Here is a 26,059-nt window from a genome sequence, read left to right as displayed (position 1 = left end):
GCCCGCCAGGCGCGCTTCACCGACGGTGCAAGCCCCGCCGGGGCGAAGCTCTCAGGTCGCGATGACTAGCGCGCGGTGACAGAGGGGGAGATCCGGCATTCGCCCGCGCCCAGCGCCGGTCTCCAAAGCCTCGGGAGGCATCTCCATGACAGATCTGTCAGCACCGCCGTTCTCGGCCCGGCACATCGGCCCGTCCGCGGCCGAGCAGCAGCGCATGCTCGAGGCCGTCGGCTTCGAATCGGTGGCGGACCTGGTCGCCGTCGCCGTCCCCGAGTCCATCAGGGCCAAGGACCGGCTCAAGCTGCCCGCCGCCGCGAGCGAGACCGAGGCGATCGCCGAGCTGCGCGCCCTGGCCGGTCGCAACCGCGTCCTCACCTCGATGATCGGCCTGGGCTACCACGACACGGTCACGCCCGCCGTCATCCGCCGCAACCTGCTGGAGAACCCGGGCTGGTACACCGCCTACACGCCCTACCAGCCGGAGATCTCGCAGGGCCGCCTGGAGGCGCTGCTCAACTTCCAGACCGTGGTGTCCGACCTCACCGGCCTCCCCGTCGCGGGCGCGTCCCTGCTGGACGAGGCCACCGCCGCGGCCGAGGCCATGACGCTGGCCCGGCGCGCCGGCAAGGCGAAGAGTGACGTGTTCGTCGTCGACGCCGACGCCCTCCCGCAGACCAAGGCGGTGCTGGCCACCCGCGCCGAGCCGCTCGGCATCACGCTCGTGGAGAGCGACCTGGAGGGCGAGCTGCCCGAGTGCTTCGGCGTGCTCGTGCAGTACCCCGGCGCCTCCGGCCGGCTGCGCGACTTCCGCGCCGTGGCCGGGCGGGCGCACGAGGCGGGCGCGCTCGTCGTGGCCGCCGCCGACCTGCTCGCGCTCACGCTGCTCGCCGCCCCCGGTGAGCTGGGCGCCGACATCGCGATCGGCTCCTCGCAGCGGTTCGGCGTGCCGTTCGGCTTCGGCGGCCCGCACGCCGCCTACATGTCCGTACGCGACGGGCTGCAGCGGCAGATGCCCGGCCGCCTCGTCGGGGTGTCGGTCGACGCCGACGGCGACCCCGCCTACCGGCTGGCCCTGCAGACCCGCGAGCAGCACATCCGCCGCGAGAAGGCCACCAGCAACATCTGCACCGCCCAGGTGCTCCTCGCCGTGATCGCCGGCATGTACGCCGTCTACCACGGCCCCGACGGGCTGCGCCGCATCGCCGCCCGCGTCCACCGCCACGCCGCCACCCTGGCCGAGGGGCTGCGCCGGGGCGGCGTCGAGGTGGTGCACGGCGAGTTCTTCGACACCGTGCTCGCCCGCGTGCCCGGCCGCGCCGCCGAGGTCGTGGCCGCCGCCGCCGAGCGCGGCGTCAACCTGTGGCAGGCCGGCGACGACCACGTCTCGATCTCCTGCGACGAGAAGACCGGCGCCGCCGAGCTGGCCGCCGTCTGGGCGGCGTTCGGCGTCGAGCCCGCCGGGGAGGCCGCCGACGCGCTGCCCGCCGCCCTGCTGCGCGAGTCCGACTACCTGACCCACCCGGTCTTCCACGAGCACCGCTCCGAGACCGCGATGCTGCGCTACCTGCGCAAGCTCCAGGACAAGGACATCGCGCTCGACCGCTCCATGATCCCGCTCGGCTCCTGCACGATGAAGCTGAACGCGACCACCGAGATGGAGCCCATCACCTGGCCCGAGTTCGCCGCGATCCACCCGTACGCGCCCGAGGCCCAGGCCGCCGGCTACCGCGAGCTGATCGAGACGCTGGAGGGCTGGCTGGCCGAGGTCACCGGCTACGACGCCGTCTCCATCCAGCCGAACGCCGGCTCCCAGGGCGAGTTCGCCGGGCTGCTGGCCATCCGCGCCTACCACCGGGCCAACGGCGACACCGAGCGCGACGTCTGCCTCATCCCGTCCTCGGCGCACGGCACCAACGCGGCCAGCGCCGTCATGGCCGGCATGCGGGTCGTCGTCGTGGCCTGCGACGACGACGGCAACGTCGACCTCGCCGACCTCGACGCCAAGATCGGCAAGCACCGCGACCGGCTCGCCGCGATCATGGTCACCTACCCGTCCACGCACGGCGTGTACGAGGAGAGCATCACCGAGGTGTGCGCCAAGGTGCACGAGGCCGGCGGCCAGGTGTACGTCGACGGCGCCAACCTCAACGCGCTCGTCGGCCTGGCCAAGCCGGGCGAGTTCGGCGCCGACGTGTCCCACCTCAACCTGCACAAGACGTTCTGCATCCCGCACGGCGGCGGCGGCCCCGGCGTCGGCCCCGTCGCGGTCCGCGGCCACCTGGCCGCCTACCTGCCCGGCCACCCGCTGCGCGACGGCAGCGCCGTCGGCCCCGTCTCCGCCGCCCCCTACGGCTCGGCCGGCATCCTGCCGATCTCGTGGGCCTACGTCCGGATGATGGGCGCCGAGGGCCTGACCGCCGCCACCGAGCAGGCCATCCTGTCGGCCAACTACCTGGCCAGGCGGCTCGCCCCGCACTACCCCGTCCTCTACACCGGGCGCGGCGGGCTGGTGGCCCACGAGTGCATCGTGGATTTGCGCCAGATCACCAAGGAGACCGGCGTCACCGTCGACGACGTGGCCAAGCGCCTCATCGACTACGGCTTCCACGCGCCGACCATGTCGTTCCCCGTCGCGGGCACGCTCATGATCGAGCCGACCGAGAGCGAGGACCTGAACGAGCTCGACCGGTTCGTCGACGCGATGATCGCCATCCGCGGCGAGATCGCCAAGGTGGCGTCCGGCGACTACGACAAGTCGGACAACCCGCTGCGCAACGCCCCGCACACCGCCGAGGCGGTCACCGCGGACGAGTGGCCGCACCCCTACACCCGGACCGAGGCCGCCTACCCGGTGCCCTCGCTGCGCGACGGCAAGTACTGGGTGCCGGTGCGCCGCATCGACCAGGCGTACGGGGACCGCAACCTGGTGTGCTCGTGCCCGCCGCTGGAGGCGTACGAGGACTGACCGGACCGTTCGGCCGCCCGGAGGACCCCGCCCGCGCAGGGCGGGGTTCTCCGCTTTCCAGGCCGGCTGGGTCAAGTGAGCAGACATGATCGTCAGAAGTGGTTAAGCTCGGTGCGATCGCCGCGCGAAGGAGCTCTCTTGACGTCCTCAGAGCTGCAGACCCCGCCCCTCGACACCGCTCGCCGGCTGGCCGAGCACGGTGACCTCGACGGCGCGGCGGCCATTCTCGCCGACCTCGCCGCCGCCGACGGGCCCGACGCCGCGCAGGCCGCCGTGGGGCTCGCCGTCGTCCTCGACGAGGCGGGCGACGTCGAGGGCGCCCGCGCCGCCGCCCGCGCCGCGCTCGCCACCGGCCATCCCGAGTTCGCCGCCCAGGCGGCCTGCCACCTGGCCCAGGGCTTCGAACGCGAGGGCCGCCTCGGCCAGGCCCGGGGCGCCTGGCAGGCCGTTCTCGGCGTCGGGACGCCCGCGTACGTGCCGCTGGCCCACCTGGCGCTCGCCCGGCTCGCCCTCGACGCCGACGACCCCGACGAGGCCGAGTCCGCCCTGCGCGCCGCCCTCGACACGGCGGGGCCCGCCGACGGTGAGCCGCGCGCCGGGGACGCCCCTGAGGGTGCGACCGGCGTGCGGATGCACGCCGTCCAGCAGCTCGCCGACCTGCTCATCGAGCGTGGCGACCCGGGGGAGGCCGCCGACCTGCTGCTCGACGCCCTCCGCGACGCCTCCGGTGACGACGCCGCCCGGCTGCGCGTCCAGCTCGGCATCGCCCACCTGGAGCTCGCGTGCGCCGAGTTCGCGGGCGCGGTCGAGGACGGCGGCGAGGCCCAGACGAGCGCGCTGGCGATCGAGCTGCTGGCCCGCACGCTGCCGCTGCGCGGCCGGGCCGACGACGCCGACCACGTGTGGGCGTACGGCCTGGACCACGAGGACGAGACGCTCGCCTCCGAGGTCCGCCTCCGCTACGACCGCTGACCCCACCCGCAGCGACCGGCAGCGGCAGCGCCTCCTGCGGCAGGCGGCCCCGCAGGGCGGCGGCCGGGCTCCTGGGGGTGGCCACGTCCCGCAGCGGCGGGTGGCTGGGGCGGTCCCGTGCGGCAGGGCCACGGGGGACGGGGTCAGGGGCGGCGGATGATGGCCGCGGCGGCGGCGACGTTGATGACGACGATGGCGATCCAGGTGATCAGCAGGCCCGCGATGCCCGCGCTGCCGGCCGCGATCGCCGTCAGGGGGATGCCGATGCCCATCGAGCCCAGCGCGACGGGGATGATGCCGGTGCCGCTGGACTTGTGCTTGGGCGGCTTGCGCGGGGCGACGCCCTGATACTGCAGCTCGGCGGCGACGCGGGCGGCGATCGTCGCGTCGATGCGCTCGACCAGCGAGTCGACCAGCGCGGCTTCGTATTCGGGCCCGAGGTCGCGGCGGGCGTCGAGCGTCGCCTGAAGATCTTCGCGCATGGGACTCGTCTCTCGCATGCTGGCCATCCTGCACTCCGGGCGGCGCGCCGTCATCAGACCTGAGAGCCATCTTCGCCTCATCCCCAGGTACGGTGCTGCCATGGAGATCATGACGGCGCGGGGCCCGGCGCGCGTCGAGATCGACGAGGCGGAGCGCGCCCGGGTGCTGCTGGTGCTGACGCACGGGTCGGCCGGGGGAGTCGACGCGCCCGACCTGCTGGCGGTGCGGGACGCGGCGCTGGGGGCGCGGGCGCACGTGGCCCGGGTGACGCAGGCGTTCCGGGTGGCGGGGGCGCGGGCGCCGGGGTCGGCGGAGCGGCAGGACGAGGCGTGGCTGACCGTGCTGGGGGAGCTGCGGGCGCGCTGGCCGGAGCTGCCGCTGGTGCAGGGCGGGCGGAGCAACGGCGCGCGGGTGGCGTGCCGGACCGCGAAGGCGGCGGGGGCGGCGGCGGTGGTGGCGCTGGCGTTCCCGTTGCACCCGCCGGGCAGGCCGGAGCGTTCCAGGGCGGAGGAGCTGCGAGGCGCCGGGGTCGACGTGCTGGTGGTGAACGGGGACCGGGATCCGTTCGGGGTGCCGGAGGCGGCGGACGCGGCGCGGCTGGTGGTGCTGCCCGGGGAGGGGCACGACCTGAAGAAGGACCCCGCCCGGGTGGGTGAGGTGGTGGCCGACTGGGTGAAGCTCTACTGGAGGTAGCCGGGGCCCCGGCCCGTGAGGGGCCGGTGGCCGCATGAGGAGCGTGCGGTCAGGCCGCGCCGACCATGGGTTCGGGCCGGTGCGGGGCGATGGCGGTGCCGCCAGGAAGGAGCTCCCCGGTGTCCTCGAACAGGACGACGCCGTTGCAGAGGAGGCTCCACCCCTGCTCGGGGTGGCAGGCCAGGGTGCGTGCGGCCTCGCGGTCGGGCGCCTCGGCAGACGGACAGGCCGGGTCGTGCGGGCACATCGGCGTGCCTCCGATATCTCGTGGGTGGCTCCCGGTGGGGGCGGGAGCGGCTCGGGTATTCGTTTCCAGCAAGTGTGCGACGTGTGTCACATGTTCCGACATAGTCCGTTAGGACGGTTGGAGGAGGATGCACTTTGGCGTGTGACCTTCGACACAGCGTGCCTTATGCAGGATAACGGTCCAAGCGAGACACGCACACTACGTTTCCAAGCCTCGGAGCAATGCGTCGAGACCGCGTTCGAAGTCGGCGTCGGCCCGTTCGTCGCGCCGGATCCACTCGTCCGCCTCGGGGTCGGCCCAGCCCGACTGCTGCACCTCGACCGCCACGCTGCCGAATACGAACGCCCGCAGCGACCGTACGGCGTCGGCCGCGTCGGGCAGGCCGGCGTCGGCGAGCTGGGAGATCTGCTCGCCGATGGCCACGGCGGTGCCGCCCTTGGGCGGCTTGGTGAGCGCCAGGGCCAGCACGCCCGGGTGGTCGCGCAGGACCTCCCGGCCGGCCCGGCACCACGCCCTGGCGGTCTCCTGCCAGGTGCCGGCGGGCTCCACCTGGACGGCGGTGACGTGCTCGGCCAGGGCGTCCATCAGCGCCTCCTTGCCGCGGGGCAGGTGGTGGTAGATGGCCATGGCCTCGACCTCCAGGGCGTCGCCCAGGCGGCGCATGGTGAGCCTGCGCAGGCCCTGAGTGTCGGCGATGTGCAGCGCGGCCTCGATGATCCGCTCGCGCGAGAGGGGGACGGGTGGTCGCTTGGCGGGCATGGAGATCATCTTACTATGTAAAGGGCGCCGGCCGGGAGACGTCCGGTTGCCGGGCGTGGCGCCGGACGGCGTACGCTTGTCGCTGGTAAGAGCCGACAGTGCTGACGACAGTGGTGAAGGGCAGAGTTCGATGGCGTTTTTCCGTCCGCGGGTCAGCCGCGAGGCCGAGGTCCGCTTCCACGCGGATGTGGAGATCTCCAAGAGCTACCCCGCGCTGCTCGACAAGGCCCGTGAGGCCGAGAGCACGCTGCGCGACCTGCGGGCCGCCGACGCCGACGACGTCGAGCTGATGGCCGCCGGGATCGCGTTCGACCAGGCGCTGACCGAGGCGCTGCGCGCGGCCGAGGCGGGCCAGCGGGCGACGTTCGGCGTCAAGGCCTACGACGACCGGATCGCCCGCCGCAAGGCCAAGGCGACGCCGGCCGGGGCCATGTGGACCGCAGAGGTGGAGCGGCTGCGCACGCTGCGCGAGAACAACCGCATGTGGGGCATCCCGCGCGTCCCCCGCCCGGTCCCGGCCGTCCGCTGACGCTTCCGCGGACATGAGAAAGCCCCGGCCGGGTGGCCGGGGCTTTTCCTGGTGGGTGGCCGCTCAGCTGGCCCAGTCGAGCAGCGGGCGCGTGTTGCTGGGGTGGCGCAGCTTCGACAGCGACTCCTTCTCCAGCTGCCGGATGCGCTCCCGGGTCAGGCCCATGTGCTTGCCGATCTCGTCGAGCGTGTGCGGCTTGCCGTCCACCAGGCCGAACCGCAGCGCCATGATCTTCGCCTCGCGCGGCGACAGGTTCTGCAGCACGCCCCGGAGCTGGTCGCCCAGGAGCTGGCGGTCGACGATCTCCGACGCCTCCGGCGAGTCGACGTCCTCGATGAGGTCGCCGATCGTGGTCTCGCCGTCCTCGCCGATGGTCGCGTTCAGCGAGATCGGCTGGCGGCTGGTGCGCAGCAGTTCCTCGATCTGGTCGGGCGTCTTGTCCAGCTCGACGGCCAGCTCCTCCGGCGTGGGCTCGCGGCCCAGCCGCTGGTGCATGTCACGCTCGATGCGCGACAGCTTGGAGAGCATCTCCAGCACGTGCACGGGCAGCCGGATGGTGCGGGCGGAGTCGGCGAAGCCGCGCTGGATGGCCTGCCGGATCCACCACATGGCGTAGGTGGAGAACTTGAAGCCCTTGGTGTAGTCGAACTTCTCCACGGCCCTGATGAGGCCCAGGTTGCCTTCCTGGACGACGTCCAGCAGGGACATGCCGCGGTCGGTGTACTTCTTGGCCACGGACACGACCAGCCGGAGGTTGGCCTCCAGCATGTGGTCCTTGGCGGCCTTGCCGTCCTCGACCACCATGAGCAGGTCGTCGCGGGCGGCGGGGGACAGGTCCTCGCCGATCTCCAGCTTGTACTCGGCGTACAGTCCGGCCTCGATGCGGCGGGCCAGGTCGACCTCCTGCGCGGCGGTGAGCAGCGTGCGGCGGCCGATCGACTTGAGGTAGGTGTGCACCGAGTCGCCCATGACCGACTGGTTGTCGTCCAGGTCGAGGGGCTCGCTCTCCAGCTCGGCCTCCTCGGCCTGCAGGACCAGCTCGTCGGGCACGTCCTCGTCGCCGGTTTTTGCGTTGGCGGCCCCGGAGTCGGTAGTCTCGGGACTCGAAGCCTTCTTCCTGGTGGAGCGCTTGGCGGCGGGCTTCCTGGCGGTCTTCCGGGCCTGGGCGGGCGCCTTGGCGGGCGGCTCGTCACCGGCGGCCAGACTCACCCCGGCATCGGTCAGCTCGCGCAGGATCGACCTGCCCTCGGCGGGGCTGATGCCCGCGTGGGCGAACGCGTCACGCAGGTCCGCGAGAGAGAGGTGACCCTGGGCTCGCCCTCGGTCAATCAGCTGCTCGAGGGTTGCGGGTGGGGTCGCCACGGCGGTTCGGGGCATGAGGACACCTCCTCCAACGGAGTGGAAGCGATTCTGGGCGTTTTGGGTGGGGCGGCCCGGCTCCGGCCGCACGACTCACCAGTATCAATAACGCCGATCCGCGCTATTTGTTCCCGAGGGGTGAAAAACGCCCAAAAGGGTGACCGGTGGCGCTATTCGGCCAGCTCGAACTCTCCCTGCCTGACCTCCGGCATGGGCATCGGGTTGGCCTCCTCCAGACGATCGTCCGTCCAGTAGCGGATGACCTCGTCGGGATCGGGGTTGACCTCGCTGGTCACCACGAGATCGTCGTCCGAGGGCCGCGCCGAGGGAAGCCCGGTCGGAGATGTGGACGGGGTGGGCTGCGCGGGCTGCACCACCGACTTCTCGATCACGGCCCGGGTCTGCCTGGCCTGGTCGAGCCTGCCCGCCGAGGCGGCCGCCGCGACGGAGACGCCACCGGCGACGATCACGCCGACGGCCACCGCGGATGCCCACATCTTGCGGGTCTGGTCCATGAACACTCCCTCCGTCTCTTCCCCACTATGACGCACGCACAAGTCATCAGGTTCCGGACTTGAGGCGGATCAGGTCGGTCTTCCCGTTCGCCAGCAGGGGCATGCTCGGCAGGAGCCGCAGGTCACGCGGCACGGCGTACGGCGGCAGCCGGTCGGCGCAGTAGGCCCGCAACTGGGCCAGCGTCGGCGGCGCGGCGGGGTCGGCGGGCACGACGGCGGCCACCACGAGCTCGCCCCACTCGGGGTCGGGGCGGCCCACCACGGCCACGTCGGCCACCCCGGGATGGGCGCCGATGACGGCGGCCACGGACGCGGCCGGCACCTTCTCGCCGCCGGTGTTGATGACGTCGTCGGCCCGGCCCAGCACGCGCAGCCGCCCGTCCGCCAGCTCGCCCAGGTCGGAGGTGACGAACCAGCCCCCGTCGAGCGGGCTCCCGGCACGGCCCCGGTAGCCGGAGAACAGCACCGGCCCGGACACCTCGATCCGCCCGTCCTCGCCGACCCGCACGTCCACGCCGTCGAGGGGCGCGCCGTCGTACACGCACCCGCCGCTCGTCTCGCTCATGCCGTACGTCGTCACCACCCGCGCGCCGAGCGCGGCGGCCTCGGCGAGCAGTCCCGGCCGGGGCGCGGCCCCGCCGAGCAGGACGGTGCGGAACCCCGACAGGTCGGCCCGCATCTCGACCAGCCGGTGGAGCTGGGTGGGCACCAGCGACACGTGGTCGGCGCCCGACTCCAGCACCGCCACCGGGTCGAAGCGCTCGTGCAGGATCGGCTCGCTCTCGCACAGCAGCGACCGGACGAGCACCTGGAGGCCGGAGACGTGGGAGACGGGCAGGCAGCACAGCCACCGCTCGCCCCTGGACGCGCCCAGGCGGCGCAGCGAGGCCGCCGCCGAGGCGCGCAGCGCGGCGGCGGAGAGCATCACGCCCTTGGGGGTCCCCGTGCTGCCGCTGGTGGCGATGACCACGGCCACGCCGGCAGGCACCCCGGCGCCGCCGGCGAGCCGCGCGCCGCCCGCGTGGGTGGGGCGCAGCGCCTCGACCGCGGCGGCCTCCTGGCCCGGGATCAGGGGCAGCACCGCGGGGCCGTCGCCGGACAGCGCGTCGCGGACCGCCGCGAACAGCCGCGGCCCGGCGGGCAGCGCGACCGCGTGCAGCGGGCGGTCCGGATGCGACGGGTTCCTCCACATGCTCGTAAGGTTAATGGCGTCAGATCGGGCAGCGGCGCAGGGAGGGTCGTGACGCGTTCTCCCGTGGTCTTCCGGATTCCGATGCGCACCAGGTTCCGGGGACAGACCGTCAGGGAAGGGGTGCTGCTGCACGGACCGGCGGGGTGGGGCGAGTTCTCGCCGTTCCCCGAGTACGGGCCGCGCGAGTGCGCCCGGTGGCTCGCGTGCGCGCGGGAGGCCGCCTTCGACGGCTGGCCCGCGCCGGTACGCGACGCGGTCCCGGTCAACGCCACCGTGCCGGCGGTCGGGCCGGAGCAGGCCCACGACCTCGTCCGGCGTTCCGGCTGCGGCACCGCGAAGGTCAAGGTGGCCGAGCCGGGGCAGCCGTTCTCGGCGGACGTGGCGCGGGTGGAGGCCGTGCGTGACGCGCTCGGCCCCTCGGGGCGGGTCCGGATCGACGCCAACGGCGCCTGGGACGTCGGCGAGGCCGTGCGGCGGCTCAAGGAGCTCGACCGCTTCGGGCTGGAGTACGCCGAGCAGCCGTGCGCCACGCTGGAGGAGCTGGCGGCCGTGCGGCGGGCCTGCGACGTGCCGATCGCGGCCGACGAGTCGATCCGCCGGGCCGAGGACCCGCTGCGGGTCAGGGCGGCGGAGGCCGCCGACATCGCGGTCGTCAAGGTGCAGCCCCTGGGAGGCGTGCGCGCGGCGCTGAGGGTAGTGGAGGCGTGCGGGCTGCCGGCGGTGGTGTCGAGCGCCGTGGAGACCTCCGTGGGGCTGGCCGCGGGCGTGGCGCTGGCGGCGGCGCTGCCGGAGCTGCCGTACGCGTGCGGGCTCGGCACGATGTCGCTGCTGTCGGGCGACGTGGTGGCCGATTCGCTCGTCCCCGAGGGCGGGATGCTGCCCGTACGCCGCCCGGATGTAAGTTTTGAGCATTTGTCGGATTTTGAGATTGATTGTCCGTCGTGGCTACGCCGGATGCAGGAGGCGTCACTGTGAACCCCGCTACCGCGCTGGCCACGGTCCTGGTCGACGAGCTGGTGCGCTGCGGCCTGACCGACGTGGTGATCGCGCCCGGCTCCCGCTCCGCCCCGCTCGCCCTCGCGCTGCACGCCGAGTCGCGCGTGCGGCTGCACGTGCGCATCGACGAGCGCTCGGCCTCGTTCCTGGCGCTGGGCCTGGCCAGGCGCTCCGAGCGGCCCGTCGCGCTGCTGTGCTCGTCCGGCACCGCCACGGCCAACTTCCACCCCGCCGTCATCGAGGCGAGCGAGTCGAACGTGCCGCTGCTCGTGCTCACCGCCGACCGCCCGCCCGAGCTGCGCGGCACCGGCGCCAACCAGACCATCGACCAGCTCAAGATGTACGGCACCGCGACCCGGTGGTTCGCCGAGGTCGGCGTGCCGGAGGAGCGGCCCGGCCAGGTGGCCTACTGGCGGTCGCTGGCCTGCCGCGCCTACCAGCGGGCGGCGGGCCCGGCCGACCCCGGGCCGGTGCACCTGAACCTGCCGTTCCGCGAGCCGCTGATCCCCGACGGCGACGACTCCTGGTGCGAGCCGCTCGACGGCGGCGCGGCCGGGCCGTGGGTGCGCGCCCGCGTGGCGCCGCCGCCCGTCGCCCTGCACATCGCGCCCACCCGGCGCGGCGTGCTCGTGGTCGGCGACGGCGCGGCCAACGTGCGCCGCTACGTGGCGGCGGCCGGGATGGCGGGCTGGCCGGTGCTGTCGGAGCCCAACGGCGGCGGACGCTACGGCGACCACGCCATCTCCACCTACCACTACCTGCTCGGCATGCCCGAGTTCGCCGACTCCCACCGGCCCGACGTGGTCGTCACGCTCGGCCGGCCCGGCCTGTCCCGGCCGCTGCTGTCGTGGCTGAAGCGGGCCGAGGAGCACATCGTGGTCTCGCCCGGCCTCGACCGCTGGCCCGACCCCACCCGCTCGGCCACGCAGGTGGCGCAGGCGGTGGAGATCCCGGTCGCGGCCGGCGACGACAGCTGGCTGCACGCCTGGCGGCAGGCCGACCAGGCGGCGCGCACGGCGCTCGACGACGTGCTCGACGGCTCCGGGCTGAGCGAGCCCCGGCTGGCCCGCGACCTGGTGGACGGGCTGCCCAACGGGTCCCTGCTGTTCTGCGGGTCCTCCATGCCGATCCGCGACCTGGACCAGGCGATGCGGCCCAGGCGCGGCATCAGGGTGCTGGCCAACCGGGGCGCCTCCGGCATCGACGGGCTGGTCTCGTCGGCGATGGGCGCGGCGCTGGCCCACAACGGGCCCTCCTACGCGCTGCTCGGCGACCTGTCGTTCCTGCACGACCAGAACGGGCTGATCCTCGGGCCGCGCGAGCCCCGGCCCGACCTGTGCCTGGTGGTGGTCAACAACGACGGGGGCGGCATCTTCTCGCTGCTGCCGCAGGCGGCGGTGCGCGACCCGTTCGAGCGGGTGTTCGGCACGCCGCACGGGGTGGACCTCGGCTACGTGACGGCCGCGACCGGGACCCCGTACACGCTGGTGCAGGACATCTCGGAGCTGCCGAAGGCGCTGCGCGGGCAGGGGCCGAGGGTGGTGGAGGTGCGCACCGACCGCGAGGCCAACGCGATCGTGCACGGCCACCTGCGCGAGGCCGCCCAGGAGTCGATCGCGACCTACCTCAAGGAGCTGTGAGCCCGCTTCCGGAGGGTCGGGGGCTGTGACCGCCTCCGGCCTCCGGGGGGTCAGGGGGCGGTGAGGCCGTCGTAGGGGCCCGGCGGGGCGCCGGCCCAGGCCGGGGGCAGGAGCTGGGCGTCGAGGCCGGTGATGCGCAGCAGGCGGGCCAGCGACGCCGGGACCTCGGCCAGGACCAGCGCGGTCCCGGCCGACTCGGCGTGCAGCCGGGCGGCCACCAGCGCGCCCAGCCCGGCCGCGTCGGCGAACGTCAGCCCGCTCAGGTCGAGCACCACCTCGCCGGGCCCGCGCGCGGCGGCCTCGCGCAGGCGGGCGCGCAGCAGGGGAGTGGTGGCGATGTCGAGCTCGCCCGAGACCACGACGGTCACGCGGCCGTCACGGAGGGTGGTCGTCAGGTGGAAGTCCATGGGCGTTCGCCGTTCTCGTGCCGGGGTGGAGAAAGGGCGGCCAGGCGAAGAATACTCCACGTCGCGCCGTGGTGACAGAATGAGACCTATCCGTAGCCATCCGCGGTCACCGTTCGATGAGCGTGACCTCCAGCGAGTAGTGCGAGGCCCGGTAGACGTGCGAGCCGTGCTCGACCGCCCGGCCCTGGTCGTCGTAGGTGGTGCGGATCATGGTCAGCAGCGGGGCGCCGCGCCGTTCGTCCAGCAGTCTGGCGTCGGCCTGGTTGGCGGCGCGGGCGCCGATGCGCTGGTTGGCCACCCGCATCCGCACCCCGGCGCCGCGCAGCAGCTCGTACAGGCCGCGCACCTCCAGGTCGGCGGCGGTGATCTGGGCCAGGCCGATGGGCAGCCAGTTGTGCATGAGCGCCAGCGGCTCGCCCGCGGCGAAGCGGAGCCGCTCCACGTAGAGCACCTGGCTGCCGGGCTCGACGCCGAGGATGGCCGCGATCTGCTCCTCGACCGGGCGGGGCTCCAGGGTGAGCACCTGGGTGGCGGGCTCCTGGCCGGAGCGGCGCAGGTCGTCGTAGAGGCTCGTCAGCTCGACCGAGCGCTTGACCTGGCCGTGCACGACCTGGGTGCCGACGCCGCGCTTGCGCACGAGCAGGCCCTTGTCGACGAGATACTGGATCGCCTGGCGGATCGTCGGCCGCGACAGCCCGAGCTTGTCGGCCAGCAGGATCTCGTTGTCCAGCCGGGATCCGGGCGCCAGGTCGCCCCGCCGGATCGCTTCGGCGATCTGCTCGGCCACCTGGAAGTAGAGCGGCACGGGGCTGGATCGATCCAGGTCGATCGCCAGATTCGCGGTCATGCTGATCAGCTTAACCGAGGTCAGAATGTCCAGACAAATGCTCGCCGGACAGCAGTGCGGGCAGCTCGGCGAGCGTGGTGATGCGCGGGAATCCCGCGGGCGGCGGGGCGACGCCGAGGCGGTCCAGCCAGGCCGAGCGCATGCCGGCCGCGGCGGGGCTGGTGACGTCCTTGGCCACGTCGTCGCCGACGAGCAGCACCTGCTCGGGCGGCAGGCCGAGCGCGGCGGCGGCCCCGGTGTAGCAGGCGAGGGCGGGCTTGTAGCAGCCGTCCAGCACCTCGCCGGTCAGCACCGGGCCGACCTGCCCGGCCAGGCCGATCGCGCGGACCTTGGCCTCCTGCATCTCCTGCGCGCCGTTGGTCAGCACGCCCAGGCGGAACCCGCGCAGCGCGGCCACGGCCGCCGCCGCGTCGGGGTAGGCGCGCCACGCCTCGCGGTAGCGGCGCGCGTACGAGGCGAAGGCCGTGTCGGGGTCGTCCGGCAGGTCCAGGCCCAGCTCCGCGCAGAGCGCCCGCACGCGGCGGCGGCGCTGCTCCTGCCAGGAGCACTCGCCCGCGTGCCAGGCCGCCAGGTGCGGCTCCTCCAGTGCCTCCCACAGCCGGGCGGCCTCGGCCAGGCGCGGGTGGCCGGGCGCGCGCTCGGCCACCCAGGCGGTGATGCCGGCGTCGGCAGCCGCCCGGTGGTCGAGCAGCGTGCCGTCGAGATCGAACAGGACGCCCCGGACCGCGCTGGTGATCACACCGTCATCCTGCCACCGGGCCGCTCCCTCGGCGATGCTCGCCCGCCTGCCGGACGTGGTCGATCATGAGGCGTTCGGCGGCCGGGCCGTCGCCGGCCTCCAGGGCGGCCAGGATGCGCTCGTGCGCGTCGAGCTGGCGGGCCGCCTGGCCGGCGTCCAGCCACAGCGAGACGCCGGGCGGCACCGGGAAGCTGTTGCGCACGGCCCTGGCGTGCTGGCCGAGGAAGGCGGGGCCGCCGATGTCGGCGATCCGCAGGTGGAAGTGCCTGCTCTGCTCGGCCAGGCGGTCGAGCCTGCCCTCGGCGGCGTCGCGGGCCATCGCGGCGTGCAGCTCGCGCAGCCAGGCCAGGTCCTCGGCGGTGACGCGGGCGGCGGCCAGCCGGGCGCCCAGGCCCTCGACGACCGCGCGCAGGCCGTAGAACTCCTCCAGCGCGTCGTCGCCCAGGTCGACCACGGTGGCGCCGTGGTGCGCCTCGTAGCTGATCAGCCGGTCCTTCTCCAGGCGGCGCAGCGCCTCGCGCACCGGCGTCACCGAGACGCCGAGCCGCTTGGCGAGCGCCCCGGCGCGCAACGCGGTGCCGCCGGGGATCCGGGCCGTGCGGATCTCCTCCAGCAGGACGCTGTAGACGTAGTCGGCCTTGCTCATGGGCGGCCGGGGCTCGGTGGTCATGTGTTCCTCAGGGCCGGCGGAATTGACCTATGACATATTTCTTATAACTTACAGAACTATGACAAGCCTCGCAGACCTTCGGGTCATCGACGCCGCGACGCTGTTCGCCGGGCCCTCCGCCGCCATGATGCTCGGGGACTTCGGCGCCGACGTCGTCAAGATCGAGCACCCGCGCCGCGGCGACCCGTCACGGGGGCACGGGGCGTCGGCCGGCGGGGTCGGGCTGTGGTGGAAGTCGCTGTCACGCAACAAGCGGGCCGCCGCCGTCGACCTGTCGCGGGCCGAGGGGCAGGAGATCCTGCGCCGCCTGACCGCCCGCTCCGACGTGCTGGTGGAGAACTTCCGCCCCGGCACGCTGGAGCGCTGGAACCTGTCGCCCGAGGACCTGATCGCGGCCAACCCGAGGCTGATCGTGGCCAGGATGACCGGCTTCGGGCAGAGCGGGCCGATGGCCGGGCGGCCGGGGTTCGGCACGCTGGCCGAGGCCATGAGCGGCTTCGCCGCGATGACCGGCGAGCCGGACGGGCCGCCCACGCTGCCGCCGCTCGCGCTCGCCGACGGCATCGCCGGCCTGGCCATGAGCTACGCGATCATGGTCGCGCTGCACGCCCGCGAGCGCACCGGGCGCGGCCAGGTGATCGACATGGCCATCATCGAGCCCATCCTCGGCCTGCTCGGCCCGCAGATGACCGCCTACAAGGCGCTCGGCGTGGTGCCGCCGCGCACCGGCAACCGGTCCAGCAGCAACGCCCCGCGCAACACCTACCGCACCCGCGACGGCCGCTGGCTGGCCGTCTCCACCAGCGCGCAGCCCATCGCCGAGCGCGTCGTCACCCTCGTGGGCCGGCCCGACCTGGTCGAGCAGCCGTGGTTCGCCACCGGCGCGGGCAGGGTCCAGCACGTCGACGAGCTCGACGAGGCCGTCGCCGCCTGGATCGGCGAGCGCGACGCCGCCGAGGTCATCGCCCGCTTCGAGGAGGCGCAGGCGGCCGTCGCCCCCATCTACGACGTCACCGACATCGCCGAGGACCCGCAGTACGCGGCGCTCGGCACGTTCGTCGAGGTGCCCGACGAGGAGCTCGGCTCGGTCGTCATGCAGAACGTGCTGTTCCGGCTGTCGGACACGCCGGGCGAGGTGCGCTGGCCGGGCCGCCGCCTGGGCCGCGACACCGACGAGGTGCTCGGCGAGCTCGGCTACGCCGCCGCCGACCTGGCCCGGCTGCGCGAGAGCGGGGTGATCGCGTGACGGCCCCGCCCGTGCCGCCGCCGCCCGTCACCTGGCTGTACGTGCCGGGCGACAGGCCGGACCGGTTCGCCAAGGCCGCCGCGTCCGGGGCCGACGTGGTGATCATCGACCTGGAGGACGCCGTCACGCCCGCCCGAAAGGACGAGGCCCGCGCCCACGCCGTCGCCTACCTGCGCGGGCGTCTCGGCGACGGCGCGGTCCACGTACGGATCAACGACCTGGCCACCCCGCGCGGGCGCGACGACCTGGAGGCGGTCGGCGGCCTGGCGGGCGCGGTGCGGCTGCCCAAGGTGGAGCCCGGGACCCCGCTGGAGCTGGTGGAGCGGCTGGGGGCGCGGGCGTACGCGCTGCTGGAGTCGGCGGCGGGGATCGCGGGGGCGCGCGAGATCGCGGCTCATCCGAGCGTGGCGGGGGTCGCGCTCGGCGAGCAGGATCTCGCGGCCGAGCTGTCGATCACCGACGAGGGCGCGATGAACCACCTGCGGATGCAGGTGGTGCTGGCCGCGGCCGCGGCCGGGCTGCCGCCGGTGCCGATGTCGGTCTACCCGGACGTGCGCGACGAGGCCGGGCTGCTGGCCTCGTGCGCGGCCGGGCGGGGGATGGGCCTGTTCGGCAGGACCGCGATCCACCCCCGGCAGATCCCGGTGATCCGGCGGGCGTTCCGGCCGGGCGAGCAGGAGACCGCCAGGGCCGCCGAGATCGTCCGGGCCGCCGAGGAGGCCGAGGCCGCCGGGGCGGGCGCGGTGGCGCTGCCCGACGGCCGGTTCGTCGACGCGCCGATCGTCGCCCGCGCCCGCCGCACCCTGGAGCTGGCCGCCCGGCTCCGCGACGACCTGCCCTGACGGCGGCGGTCAGGGCGTCCAGCGCGCGGAGAGCTCCTCGTCGGCGGCGGGCGGGCCGGGCAGCTCGCGGTGGGCCGGCGGGATGCGCAGCGAGTCCATCATCAGGGCCAGGTAGCGGTGGCGGAGCTGGGAGGTGCGCTCCTCGTCGCCCAGCTTGATCGAGGCGATCTGCTCGAACAGCAGCGCGAGGTCGGCCACCGTCACGTCGGGGCGCAGCACGCCCGCCTCGACCGCCCGGCGGTGCACCTCCTCGGCCACCTCGGCCGAGCGCACCGCGTCGTGGTAGAGCTCCTCCGTGGGGTGGAAGGTGCCCGCCAGCTTGATCGTCAGTGAGTTGGTGTCGGCGTCCACGATGCCGCGCATGTAGCCGGCGAACGCCTCCCACGGGTCGCCGTCGTCGGCGAGGGCCCGCTCGGTCACGGCGATGTAGAGCTTGAGCCCGTCGCCGCAGAGCTTCTGCAGCAGCGCCTCCTTGCTGGGGTAGCGCCGGTAGAGGGCGCTGATGCCGACGCCCGCCCTCTCCGCCACGGCCGCGATGGGGGCGCCCGGATCGGCGGTGAAGACCGCCCTGGCCGCCTGGAGGATCAGCTCGTCGTTCCGTGCGGCCTGCGCCTTGCGGCCGCTCATGGGTGCGGTGGTCATGACCCCATCATACGGGAACGTACAATTCCGTTCTGACTTACATGACCGCTTGGTCCGCATGTCTATACATAGAGTTGATATTGAGGTACAACCGGGGCGAGGCCGTTGCTCATGGAGGTGTCCGATGAGACGAACCCCGATCGTGCTGGCCCTGGCGAGCGCGCTGGCGCTGAGCGGCTGCTCGGCGCCGGCCGGACAGCGGACGCAGGAAACGGCGGCCGCGACGGCGCCCCCCGCGTCCGGCGGCGGCAGCTACGCCGTCATCACCCACGGCGCCCCCGGCGACTCCTTCTGGGACGTGGTCAAGAACGGCGCCGAGGCCGCCGGCAAGCAGTACGGCGCGCGGGTCACGTACCAGGGCGACGGCGACCCCGCCAAGCAGTCCCAGCTCATCGACCAGGCGGTGTCGGCCAAGGCCGACGGCGTCGTGGTCTCCATGGCCAACCCCGACGCGCTGCGCGAGTCCATCGGCAGGGCCGTCGCGGCCGGCATCCCGGTCGTCACCGTCAACTCGGGCGCCGGCGAGTCCAAGGCGCTCGGCGCGCTCACGCACGTCGGCCAGTCGGAGGACGTGGCCGGGCGCGGCGCGGGCGAGCAGCTCAAGGCCGCCGGCGTGACCAAGCTCCTGTGCGTCATCCACGAGGCCGGAAACGTCGGGCTCGACCAGCGCTGCAAGGGCGCCGAGGAGACGCTCGGCGGCGCCGTCGAGCGGCTGCAGGTCGACATGAACAACCTGCCGGACGTGACCTCCAAGGTCGCCGCCAAGCTCCAGTCCGACCAGCAGGTCAACGGCGTGCTCGCGCTCAACCCGGCCGTCGCCGTCGCCGCCCGCGACGCCATCAGGGACGCCGGGTCGCAGGCCAAGCTGGCCACCTTCGACCTGTCGGCGGACGTGGTGACCGCCATCGGCGACGGCGAGATCCTCTTCGCCGTGGACCAGCAGCAGTACCTGCAGGGCTACCTGCCGATCGTCTTCCTGCACCTGTACAAGAACAACCTCAACACCGTCGGCGGCGGCCTGCCCGTCAACACCGGCCCCGGCTTCGTCACCAAGGACAACGCCCAGCAGGTGGCCGAGCTGGCCGGGGCGGGCACCAGGTGACGGACGAGCGGCTGGCCCGCGCCGGCGTGCTGCGCCGCCTGCTGATCCGGCCCGAGCTGGGCGCGGTCGTCGGGGCGATCGTGGTGTTCGCGTTCTTCGCCGCGCAGTCGCCCGTCTTCCGCTCGCTCGACGGCGTCGCCAACTGGCTCGACCCCGCCTCGACGCTCGGCATCATGGCGGTGGCGATCGCGCTGCTCATGATCGGCGGCGAGTTCGACCTGTCGGCGGGCGTGCTCACCGGCACGACCGGGCTGATCCTGGTCACGCTCGCCACCGAGTACGGCTTCGACGTGTGGCCGGCCATGCTGGTCAGCCTCGTGGTCGCGCTGGCCGTCGGGCTGCTCAACGGGCTCATCGTCACCCGCACCCGGCTGCCCAGCTTCATCGTGACGCTCGGCACGTTCCTCATGCTCCAGGGCGTCAACCTGGGCGTCACCAAGGCGCTCACCGGCACCGTCCAGGTCGGCGGGCTGCGCCAGGCCGGCGGCTACGCCTCGGCCCAGGCCGTGCTCGGCGGCACGGTCGAGGTCGCCGGCACCCCGTTCCGGGTGGCGATCCTGTGGTGGCTGCTCGTCACCGCCGCCGCCACCTGGGTGCTCATGCGGTCACGGCCCGGCAACTGGATCTTCGCGGTGGGCGGCGACGAGCGGGCCGCCCGCGCCGCCGGGGTGCCGGCCGCCCGCACGAAGATCGCGCTGTTCATGACGACGGCGTTCGCGGCCTGGCTGGTCGGCTCCATGCTGGCGCTGCGCTACACGTCCGTGCAGGCCAACATCGGCATCGGGCAGGAGTTCATCTACATCATCGCCGCCGTGATCGGCGGCTGCCTGCTCACCGGCGGGTACGGCTCGGCCGTCGGCGCGGCGATCGGGGCGGTGATCTTCGGCATGGCCGACAAGGGCATCGTGTTCCTCGGCTGGGACGCCGACTGGTTCAAGTTCTTCCTGGGGGCCATGCTGCTGCTGGCCACGCTGGCCAACCGCCTGGTCCGGCGCTACGCCGAGGAGGTGCGGCATTGATCCTGGAGACCCGCGGCATCGGCAAGTCGTTCGGCTCGGTGCTGGCGCTGCGCGAGGTGTCGATGGGCGTCGAGGCCGGGCAGGTCACCTGCGTGCTCGGCGACAACGGCGCCGGCAAGTCGACGCTCATCAAGATCCTGGCCGGGGTGCACCGGCACGACTCGGGCGCGCTGCTCGTCGACGGGGCCGAGGTGCGCCTGTCCGGGCCGCGCGACGCGCTGGAGCGCGGCATCGCCACCGTCCACCAGGACCTGGCGATGATCCCGCTGATGTCGGTGTGGCGCAACTTCTTCCTCGGCGCCGAGCCGCGCCGGGGCCTGGCCTTCGACGTGCGCACGGCGCGGCGGGTGGCCAGGGAGGAGCTGCGCGCGATGGGCATCGACATCCGCGACGTGGACCAGCCGGTCGGCACGCTGTCCGGCGGCGAACGGCAGTCGGTGGCGATCGCCCGGGCGGTCCACTTCGGCGCGCGGGTGCTCATCCTGGACGAGCCCACCTCGGCGCTCGGCGTCAAGCAGGCCGGGGTGGTGCTGCGCTACATCGCGCGGGCCAGGGACCGGGGGCTCGGCGTGGTGTTCATCACGCACAACCCGCATCACGCCTACCCGGTGGGCGACCGGTTCCTGCTGCTCAAGCGGGGGACGAGCCTGGGGGAGTACGCCAAGGCCGACATCAGCAGGGAACGGCTGACCGCGCTGATGGCCGGTGAGGCGGAGCTGCGGGCGCTGGCCCACGAGCTGGAACGGGAGTGAGATCTACGCTGTAAAGGCGCCCGGCCGGACGAATACCCTTACGGTGACAAAACACCAAATATCACCGATTAGGGAGCTGTTTCGTGTCTCGTGAAGCCGTGTGGGCCGTCATCTCCGCGATGTACGCGGCCTATACCCGGGGGGACCGCGCGGGCATCGACCGCCTGCTGCATCCGGAAGCCACGATCTTCGACTCGGCCGCGCCCGACCTGATCACCAGCAGGCAGCAGCTCGACAAGGTACGCGACGCCCGGCCCGCCGACGGCCCCGGCGAGACCGGCCTGCACGCCTACGACGAGGTCGTGGACGTGTGGGGCGACACCGCGCTGGCCCGCTACCTGCTGCGCGTGGACTACGCCTCCGGCGAGCACGAGATCGTCAGGACGACCAGCGTGCTGCGCCTCGTGGAGGGCTCCTGGCTCATCGTGCACGTCCACGAGAACACCATCTGACCTGCGCGTATCCTGATACGGCAAGGCGGGGCGCACAGGCCGGGCGGCACGCCCCGGGCGGCGCGCACAGGAGAGCGGTGAGGGGGCGGCCCTATCGTGCGGCAAGACTTCACGCCCCCCTCCGAGGAGCCCCCATGACCGCCGTCGAGCAACGGACGCTGCCCATCGGCGCGGCGTTCGACCGGATGCCGTTCACCCGCAGGCACGTGCTGATCGCGCTGGCCCTGTTCATCGCCTTCGTGATCGAGTCGTGGGAACAGCTCGCGCTCATCTACGTCGCCGGCGACCTGGGCGCCCAGTTCGGCGTCGACGAGGCGGGCATCGGCCTCGTGCTGTCGGCCGTGGCCTTCGGCATGATCCCCGGCGTGCTGATCTGGGGGCCGGTGGCCGACCGGATCGGGCGCAAGCCGGCCGCGTTCTGGTCGCTGCTGGCCTACGGGGTGGTCGCGTTCGCCTCGGCGTTCTCGCCGAACCTGGAGACGCTGGTCACCCTGCGCGTCGCCTCCGGGCTGGCGCTGGCCGGCGTCTACACGATCACGTTCCCGTACTTCCTGGAACTGCTGCCGACCCGGCACCGCGGGCGGGCGGCGGTCTACCTGTCGATCGGCTGGCCGATCGGCATGCTCGCGGCGATCGGCGCGTCGGTCGCGCTGGGCTCGCTCGGCTGGCACGTCGTGGTGATCGCCAGCGCGGCCGCCGGGCTGTGGGCGTTCGCGATCCGGGCCTGGGTGCCCGAGTCGCCGTACTGGCTGGCGGCGCGCGGACGCCAGGAGGAGGCGCGGGCGGTGCTGCGCTCGCTCGGCAGCGCCGACGCCGAGGCGACCTTCACCGTCTCGGCCACCCGGGTGGGCAACCCGCTCGACCTGTTCCGCGGGCGGCTGGCCCGCATCACCGTGCTGATGCTGGTGCTGAACTTCGCGTTCAACTGGGGCTACTGGGGGCTGCAGACGTGGCTGCCGACACTGCTGCAGGAGAAGGGGCTCAGCCTGTCGGCCTCGCTCGGGTTCGCGGCCCTCAGCGCCGTGATGATGATCCCCGGGTACGTGAGCGCGTCGCTGCTGACCGGGCGGTTCGGGCGCAAGAAGGTCTTCCTCGTGTACGTGGTCGCCGCGGTGCTGGGCGGGCTCTGGTTCGCCACCGCGGGGTCGACCGTGGAGCTCTACCTGGGCAACTTCGTGCTGGCGTTCTTCAGCATGGGCGCCTGGGGCGTCTGGAACACCTGGAACGGCGAGTTCTACCCGACGGCGCTGCGCGGCACCGGCTACTCGTGGGCGACTGCCGCCCAGCTCGTCGCCACGGCGGCGGCCCCGTCGGCGGTGGGCGCGATGCTGGCCGGGGCGACCGGGTTCACCGCGACCATCTTGATCATCAACGCGTTCATGGTGGTGACGGCGCTGCTGGCGGTGCCGCTGCCGGAGACGGAAGGGCGCGAGCTGGAGTGATCCTGGGCGTCTGTCTCGGACGGCCGTCGTCGCCGGTGACGGTGGCCGTACGGGACGGCGTGCCCGTTCCCGCCCCCCGGGCCGCCCGGGGGGCCCGGGCCGTGTGCGTGGCCGTCGACCTGGACGGGGCGCCACTGGCCCCGGTGGCGGCGATCCGGGTGGGCGGCCCGTGCCCGGAGGTGCTGAAGCCGCTGGTGGGATGGCCCGAGGGGTCCGGCGTGGCGGCGATCGTGCGGGGCGGGCACAGCCTGACCGGGCGGCCGCTGGCCCCGCTCGACACCGAGGCGGTCCGGCGCTTCGCCGAAGGGTGCGGGCTGAGCGACTTCGCGGTCACGGCGACGGGCTCGCCGGTGCTGGCCGATCACGAGCTGGCCGTCGCCTCGATCGTCGCCGAGGCGGTGCCGGGGGCGCGGATCACGCTCTCGTACGAGTTCGGCGGCCGTGGGCTGCGCGAGCGGGAGCACGACGCGATCCTCAGCGCCGCGCTGGGCCCGCACGCCGGGCGGGTGGCCGACGAGGTGGCGGGCCGGTGGCCGGGCGTGCCGGCGTACTTCGCGCGCTCGGGCAGCGGCCTGGTGTCGGCGCACTACTTCCGCCGCTACCCGCTGGCGTGCCGGGCCGGGGCGACGGCGGCGCGCGACCGGGGGACGGCGGCGGGGCTGGCGGGCGACGCGGCGGCCGCCTTCGGGGCGACGGCCGGCGGGCCGGAGGCGCAGGTCGAGCGGATCGTGCGGGCGCTGGGGCGGGCCGAGCTCGACCGGGCGCTGCGCGACGCCGAGGACGAGGTGCTGACCCGGGTCGTCAGCGCGGGCGCCGCGCCGGGGTCGGCGCGGGTGGTGGAGACGACGGTCAACCCGCTGTCGTACCTGCCCGACGGGCTCTACCGCGTCCGCGTGACCGCCGAGGGGGCCACGCCATGACGCCGCCCGCCGTGACACCGACCGGCACGACGGGTCCCGGCGCCGCCGGGCGGATCGGCGCGGCGGAGCTGGCCGCGTACGTGGCGGGGTCGCGGCTGTTCGCCACCGGGGCCGCCGAGTCGGCGTTCAGCCTGGCGGCCGACTGGGCGGGATCGGTGATCGGCGACGGCGTCGAGGTGGTGGCCGCGGGCGACCTGCCGCAGGACGTGCGCTGCGTGGCCGTGAGCCTGGTCGGCTCGACGACCGCGCTGGGCGAGCTGCTGCCGTCGGGCGACGAGCCGGCGCGGGCCGTACGGGCGCTGGAAGGGCGGCTGGGCGGGCGGGCCGGGGCCGTCGTGGCGCTGAACCTGGCCGCCGAGAACGCGCTCATCCCGCTCGTGGCCGCGGCGGCGCTCGGGGTGCCGCTGGTCGACGGCGACGGGACCGGGCGGGTGTTCCCGCTGGTGGAGCAGACGACGTTCGCGCTGGGCGGGGTCCCGGCGACGCCGCTGGCGCTCGCCGGGGCCTCCGGCGAGGTCGTGGTGATCGACACCGCCGCCGACCGGGTGGAGGAGCTGCTGCGGCCGGTGGTGCTGTCCGTGGGCGGCTGGGCGGTGACGGCCTGCTACCCGATGCGCGCCGGCGTGCTGGCCCGCGTGCTGGTGCCCGGCACCGTGAGCCGGCTGCTGCGCGCCGGCGCGCCCGGGGCCGCCCGCGCGGTGGCGGCGCCGTACGGGGTGCGGACGCTGTGCCGGGGCCGCATCCTCGCGGTCGAGGGCAGCACCGGGCACGGGGCCGAGCTGGCGCTGCCGTCGCTGCCGTCGAGCATCGTCGTCCGGGAGTCCGGCGGCCTCGGGCGGCTCGTCCGGCTGGAGGCGCACAACGAGATCGTCCTGGCGCTGGCCGACGGCGCGGCCGTGGCGATGGCGCCGGACCAGATCTGCATGATCGCCGCGGACGGCGGGACGGTGGTGGACGTGGACAAGGCGGCTCCCGGCATGGAGGTGGAGATCATGGTGGTGCGGGCGGCCCCGGTCTGGCACACCGGCCCCGGCCTGGCCCTCGGCGGGCCGCGCGCGTTCGGGCTGCCGCTGTGAGCGCGGCGGGCCGGGTGGGGTCCGGGTGGGAGGCCCCGGTGACGGTGGCCGAGCTGGTGGACGCCGGGCCGCTCGCGGGGGCGCGCATGTACGGGACCGGCGAGAACCCCGTGCACCGGGTGCGCATCGTGGACGAGCTGTCGGTGCTGTCGACGGTGACGCCCCACACGGCGGTGGTGCTGATCGGCGCGGCGGCCGGCGGCGGGTGGGCCGTGGAGATGGCCATGCGCCGGGCCTGGGAGCAGGCGGCGGCGTGCGTGATCGCGCCCTCGGGCGGGCTGAGCGCCGGCTCCGGGGCCGTGCTGGCGGAACGGCTCGGCGTGACGTTGATCTTCGTGGACGAGGACCCGCTCGTGACCGCCGTACGGGTCGCGTCGGCGGCGTCGCGTCCCGAGGCGGCGCGCACGCAGCTCGTGGCCAGGTGCGCCACCCGGCTGGCGGAGGCGGGCACGTCGGCCCGGCGGGTGCTGGGCGTGCTCAACGCCGAGCTGCCGGGCACCTCGGTCGCCTTCGTGGACCCGTACGGCGAGCTCCTGGCGGGACGGGCCGCCGGGGCGGCGGGACACCGCCCGCGCGACGGCGGCCCGGCGCCCGAGGGGCGGGCCGGTGGCGGGGTGCTGGCGGAGGTGGCGGTGCCGGACCGCGACGGGGACGCGCTGGGGACGCTGGTCGCGGGCGGCGCGGCGCGTTCCCCCGGCTGGCCGTCCGTGGTGCGCGCGGTGCTGGGGCTGGCGGTGGCGCCGCTGGTGGCCTGGGCCGCCGCCGAGCGCCTGTCGGCCTCCCGCGACTTCGTCCACCAGGAGTCCCTGGCCGAACGCCTCCTGGCCCGGCACGCCCGCCCCCTGGAGGAGGGACACGGCCACGTGCCGGAGAGCCCGCTGACGGCGGACGGGGAGGAGCCGGACGAGGTGCGGGGGCGGGCGGCGGCGCTGGGGTGGGCGGTGCGGGGGCCCGTGACCGGGTTCCTGATGCTGCCCGCCGACGGGGTGACGGGGGCCGAGGCGGCGGGGCGGGCGCAGGCGGTCATCGCCGCCACCGTCGGGGAGGCGCCGGTGCTGCGGCGGGGCGGCGGCTGGGCCGGATGGTCGGCGGCGGCGCCGGACGAGCTGGCCGGGCGGCTGGCGAGGTGCGTGGCGGCGATGCCGTGGCCGTGCGCCGCCGGGGCCGGGGCCGCCGCCGTGGGGCTGGACGGGGTGGGGGAGTCGCTGCTGGGCGCGGAGGCCGCGGCGTTCGTGGCCGGGCCGGGCCGGGTGGCGCGGGCGGACCGGATGGGGCCCGCCGAACTGCTCGGCGCGCTCCCCGCCGGGGTGCTGAAGGCGCCCGCCACGGTGATCCTGCGCCCGCTGCTCGCCGTGGACAAGGACGGCAGCCTGCTGGAGACGCTGGCCGCCGTCCTCGACGAGGGCGGCGCGCTGCGGGCGGCGGACCGGCTGGGCGTGCACCGCAACACCGTCACCGCCCGGCTGGAACGGGTCCGGGCGGCGGGCTTCGACCTGGAGGACCCGGCGTCACGGCTGGCCCTGCAACTCGCCTGCCACGTCGTGCTGCGCTGA

At 74.4% G+C, this 26,059-nt stretch carries 27 protein-coding genes; 16 read left to right on the top strand and 11 right to left on the bottom strand.

Annotated features, from left to right (window positions below; all coding sequences use genetic code 11):
• Positions 1 to 145 precede the first annotated feature (145 nt).
• The gene (gene gcvP, locus AB0J53_RS30820; protein WP_219510463.1) at positions 146 to 2,965 is read left to right on the top strand and encodes an aminomethyl-transferring glycine dehydrogenase; all 2,820 of its coding nucleotides are present in this window, start codon (positions 146 to 148) and stop codon (positions 2,963 to 2,965) included.
• A 138-nt stretch (positions 2,966 to 3,103) separates the two neighbouring features.
• On the top strand, positions 3,104 to 3,937 hold the full coding sequence (locus tag AB0J53_RS30815) for a tetratricopeptide repeat protein (protein WP_364178975.1): 834 nt from the start codon (positions 3,104 to 3,106) through the stop codon (positions 3,935 to 3,937).
• 143 nt (positions 3,938 to 4,080) lie between these two features.
• On the opposite strand, the gene AB0J53_RS30810 is transcribed toward AB0J53_RS30815, so the two are convergent.
• Positions 4,081 to 4,437, bottom strand: coding sequence for a hypothetical protein (locus tag AB0J53_RS30810; RefSeq protein ID WP_364178973.1), 357 nt, complete (start codon positions 4,435 to 4,437; stop codon positions 4,081 to 4,083).
• An 82-nt stretch (positions 4,438 to 4,519) separates the two neighbouring features.
• On the opposite strand from AB0J53_RS30810, the gene AB0J53_RS30805 reads away from it, so the two are divergent.
• Positions 4,520 to 5,113 (top strand): alpha/beta family hydrolase, encoded by a 594-nt coding sequence (locus tag AB0J53_RS30805; protein ID WP_219510458.1) that lies wholly within the window; start codon positions 4,520 to 4,522, stop codon positions 5,111 to 5,113.
• Positions 5,114 to 5,162: 49 nt separating this feature from the next.
• Here AB0J53_RS30805 and AB0J53_RS30800 read toward each other — a convergent pair whose 3' ends face one another.
• Both AB0J53_RS30800 and AB0J53_RS30795 read right to left on the bottom strand, forming a co-directional pair.
• Positions 5,163 to 5,360, bottom strand: a complete 198-nt coding sequence (locus tag AB0J53_RS30800; protein WP_364178970.1) for a DUF5999 family protein — start codon at positions 5,358 to 5,360, stop codon at positions 5,163 to 5,165.
• Positions 5,361 to 5,558: 198 nt separating this feature from the next.
• Positions 5,559 to 6,119 carry a TetR/AcrR family transcriptional regulator C-terminal domain-containing protein gene (locus AB0J53_RS30795; protein WP_364178968.1) on the bottom strand — a complete coding sequence of 187 codons (561 nt, stop codon included), beginning with the start codon at positions 6,117 to 6,119 and terminating at the stop codon, positions 5,559 to 5,561.
• Positions 6,120 to 6,249: 130 nt separating this feature from the next.
• Here AB0J53_RS30795 and AB0J53_RS30790 point away from each other — a divergent pair, with 130 nt between their 5' ends.
• Positions 6,250 to 6,648 carry a hypothetical protein gene (locus AB0J53_RS30790; protein ID WP_219510455.1) on the top strand — a complete coding sequence of 133 codons (399 nt, stop codon included), beginning with the start codon at positions 6,250 to 6,252 and terminating at the stop codon, positions 6,646 to 6,648.
• 63 nt (positions 6,649 to 6,711) lie between these two features.
• Here the strand turns inward: AB0J53_RS30790 and AB0J53_RS30785 are convergent, their stop codons facing one another.
• The 3 genes from AB0J53_RS30785 to AB0J53_RS30775 form a co-directional block, all read right to left on the bottom strand.
• The gene (locus AB0J53_RS30785; RefSeq protein WP_219510454.1) at positions 6,712 to 8,025 is read right to left on the bottom strand and encodes an RNA polymerase sigma factor; all 1,314 of its coding nucleotides are present in this window, start codon (positions 8,023 to 8,025) and stop codon (positions 6,712 to 6,714) included.
• A gap of 152 nt (positions 8,026 to 8,177) precedes the next feature.
• A complete protein-coding gene (locus AB0J53_RS30780; RefSeq protein ID WP_364178966.1) occupies positions 8,178 to 8,522 on the bottom strand; it encodes a hypothetical protein in 345 nt (114 codons plus the stop codon).
• A 46-nt stretch (positions 8,523 to 8,568) separates the two neighbouring features.
• Positions 8,569 to 9,714 (bottom strand): AMP-binding protein, encoded by a 1,146-nt coding sequence (locus tag AB0J53_RS30775; RefSeq protein ID WP_364178964.1) that lies wholly within the window; start codon positions 9,712 to 9,714, stop codon positions 8,569 to 8,571.
• Between the two features lie 48 nt (positions 9,715 to 9,762).
• Between AB0J53_RS30775 and AB0J53_RS30770 the strand changes: the two genes are divergently transcribed.
• Positions 9,763 to 10,689: an o-succinylbenzoate synthase gene (locus AB0J53_RS30770; RefSeq protein WP_308126022.1), complete on the top strand. Its 927-nt coding sequence runs from the start codon at positions 9,763 to 9,765 to the stop codon at positions 10,687 to 10,689.
• Positions 10,686 to 12,350 carry a 2-succinyl-5-enolpyruvyl-6-hydroxy-3-cyclohexene-1-carboxylic-acid synthase gene (gene menD, locus AB0J53_RS30765; protein WP_364178961.1) on the top strand — a complete coding sequence of 555 codons (1,665 nt, stop codon included), beginning with the start codon at positions 10,686 to 10,688 and terminating at the stop codon, positions 12,348 to 12,350. Before AB0J53_RS30770 ends, menD begins: the two co-directional genes overlap by 4 nt.
• A gap of 50 nt (positions 12,351 to 12,400) precedes the next feature.
• On the opposite strand, the gene AB0J53_RS30760 is transcribed toward menD, so the two are convergent.
• The 4 genes from AB0J53_RS30760 to AB0J53_RS30745 all read right to left on the bottom strand — a co-directional run bounded on the left by AB0J53_RS30760 (position 12,401) and on the right by AB0J53_RS30745 (position 15,013).
• A complete protein-coding gene (locus AB0J53_RS30760; protein ID WP_357591687.1) occupies positions 12,401 to 12,757 on the bottom strand; it encodes an STAS domain-containing protein in 357 nt (118 codons plus the stop codon).
• A 106-nt stretch (positions 12,758 to 12,863) separates the two neighbouring features.
• Positions 12,864 to 13,604, bottom strand: a complete 741-nt coding sequence (locus AB0J53_RS30755; protein ID WP_219510447.1) for a GntR family transcriptional regulator — start codon at positions 13,602 to 13,604, stop codon at positions 12,864 to 12,866.
• A gap of 10 nt (positions 13,605 to 13,614) precedes the next feature.
• Positions 13,615 to 14,343 (bottom strand): HAD family hydrolase, encoded by a 729-nt coding sequence (locus AB0J53_RS30750; RefSeq protein ID WP_364178958.1) that lies wholly within the window; start codon positions 14,341 to 14,343, stop codon positions 13,615 to 13,617.
• A gap of 4 nt (positions 14,344 to 14,347) precedes the next feature.
• On the bottom strand, positions 14,348 to 15,013 hold the full coding sequence (locus AB0J53_RS30745) for a GntR family transcriptional regulator (protein ID WP_246646161.1): 666 nt from the start codon (positions 15,011 to 15,013) through the stop codon (positions 14,348 to 14,350).
• Positions 15,014 to 15,071: 58 nt separating this feature from the next.
• Between AB0J53_RS30745 and AB0J53_RS30740 the strand changes: the two genes are divergently transcribed.
• Entirely contained in the window at positions 15,072 to 16,259 is a 1,188-nt protein-coding gene (locus tag AB0J53_RS30740) for a CoA transferase (protein WP_219510444.1), read from the top strand.
• Complete coding sequence (locus AB0J53_RS30735; RefSeq protein ID WP_364178955.1) at positions 16,256 to 17,101, top strand: CoA ester lyase; 846 nt, start codon at positions 16,256 to 16,258, stop codon at positions 17,099 to 17,101. Before AB0J53_RS30740 ends, AB0J53_RS30735 begins: the two co-directional genes overlap by 4 nt.
• Before the next feature lie 9 nt (positions 17,102 to 17,110).
• Here the strand turns inward: AB0J53_RS30735 and AB0J53_RS30730 are convergent, their stop codons facing one another.
• Positions 17,111 to 17,743 (bottom strand): TetR/AcrR family transcriptional regulator, encoded by a 633-nt coding sequence (locus AB0J53_RS30730; RefSeq protein ID WP_246646160.1) that lies wholly within the window; start codon positions 17,741 to 17,743, stop codon positions 17,111 to 17,113.
• Positions 17,744 to 17,867: 124 nt separating this feature from the next.
• Between AB0J53_RS30730 and AB0J53_RS30725 the strand changes: the two genes are divergently transcribed.
• The 8 genes from AB0J53_RS30725 (at position 17,868) to AB0J53_RS30690 (ending at position 26,059) form a co-directional block, all read left to right on the top strand.
• The gene (locus AB0J53_RS30725) at positions 17,868 to 18,845 is read left to right on the top strand and encodes a sugar ABC transporter substrate-binding protein (protein WP_357591695.1); all 978 of its coding nucleotides are present in this window, start codon (positions 17,868 to 17,870) and stop codon (positions 18,843 to 18,845) included.
• Positions 18,842 to 19,864: an ABC transporter permease gene (locus tag AB0J53_RS30720; protein ID WP_364178953.1), complete on the top strand. Its 1,023-nt coding sequence runs from the start codon at positions 18,842 to 18,844 to the stop codon at positions 19,862 to 19,864. Before AB0J53_RS30725 ends, AB0J53_RS30720 begins: the two co-directional genes overlap by 4 nt.
• A complete protein-coding gene (locus tag AB0J53_RS30715) occupies positions 19,861 to 20,616 on the top strand; it encodes an ATP-binding cassette domain-containing protein (RefSeq protein ID WP_219510438.1) in 756 nt (251 codons plus the stop codon). The genes AB0J53_RS30720 and AB0J53_RS30715 overlap by 4 nt, the downstream gene beginning before the upstream one ends.
• Positions 20,617 to 20,699: 83 nt before the next feature.
• On the top strand, positions 20,700 to 21,068 hold the full coding sequence (locus AB0J53_RS30710) for a nuclear transport factor 2 family protein (protein ID WP_357591699.1): 369 nt from the start codon (positions 20,700 to 20,702) through the stop codon (positions 21,066 to 21,068).
• Positions 21,069 to 21,202: 134 nt separating this feature from the next.
• The gene (locus AB0J53_RS30705; RefSeq protein ID WP_364178950.1) at positions 21,203 to 22,510 is read left to right on the top strand and encodes an MFS transporter; all 1,308 of its coding nucleotides are present in this window, start codon (positions 21,203 to 21,205) and stop codon (positions 22,508 to 22,510) included.
• Positions 22,507 to 23,430 (top strand): hypothetical protein, encoded by a 924-nt coding sequence (locus AB0J53_RS30700; protein ID WP_364178948.1) that lies wholly within the window; start codon positions 22,507 to 22,509, stop codon positions 23,428 to 23,430. The genes AB0J53_RS30705 and AB0J53_RS30700 overlap by 4 nt, the downstream gene beginning before the upstream one ends.
• Positions 23,427 to 24,506, top strand: coding sequence for a DUF917 domain-containing protein (locus AB0J53_RS30695; RefSeq protein ID WP_364178946.1), 1,080 nt, complete (start codon positions 23,427 to 23,429; stop codon positions 24,504 to 24,506). Before AB0J53_RS30700 ends, AB0J53_RS30695 begins: the two co-directional genes overlap by 4 nt.
• Positions 24,507 to 24,544: 38 nt before the next feature.
• Positions 24,545 to 26,059, top strand: a complete 1,515-nt coding sequence (locus AB0J53_RS30690) for a helix-turn-helix domain-containing protein (protein WP_364178944.1) — start codon at positions 24,545 to 24,547, stop codon at positions 26,057 to 26,059.

Source organism: Nonomuraea sp. NPDC049725 (assembly GCF_040674795.1).
In the GTDB taxonomy this organism is placed as follows: domain Bacteria; phylum Actinomycetota; class Actinomycetes; order Streptosporangiales; family Streptosporangiaceae; genus Nonomuraea; species Nonomuraea ceibae.
The sequence above is the reverse complement of the archived record's forward strand: the minus strand, read 5'-3'. Positions and strand labels throughout refer to the sequence as shown.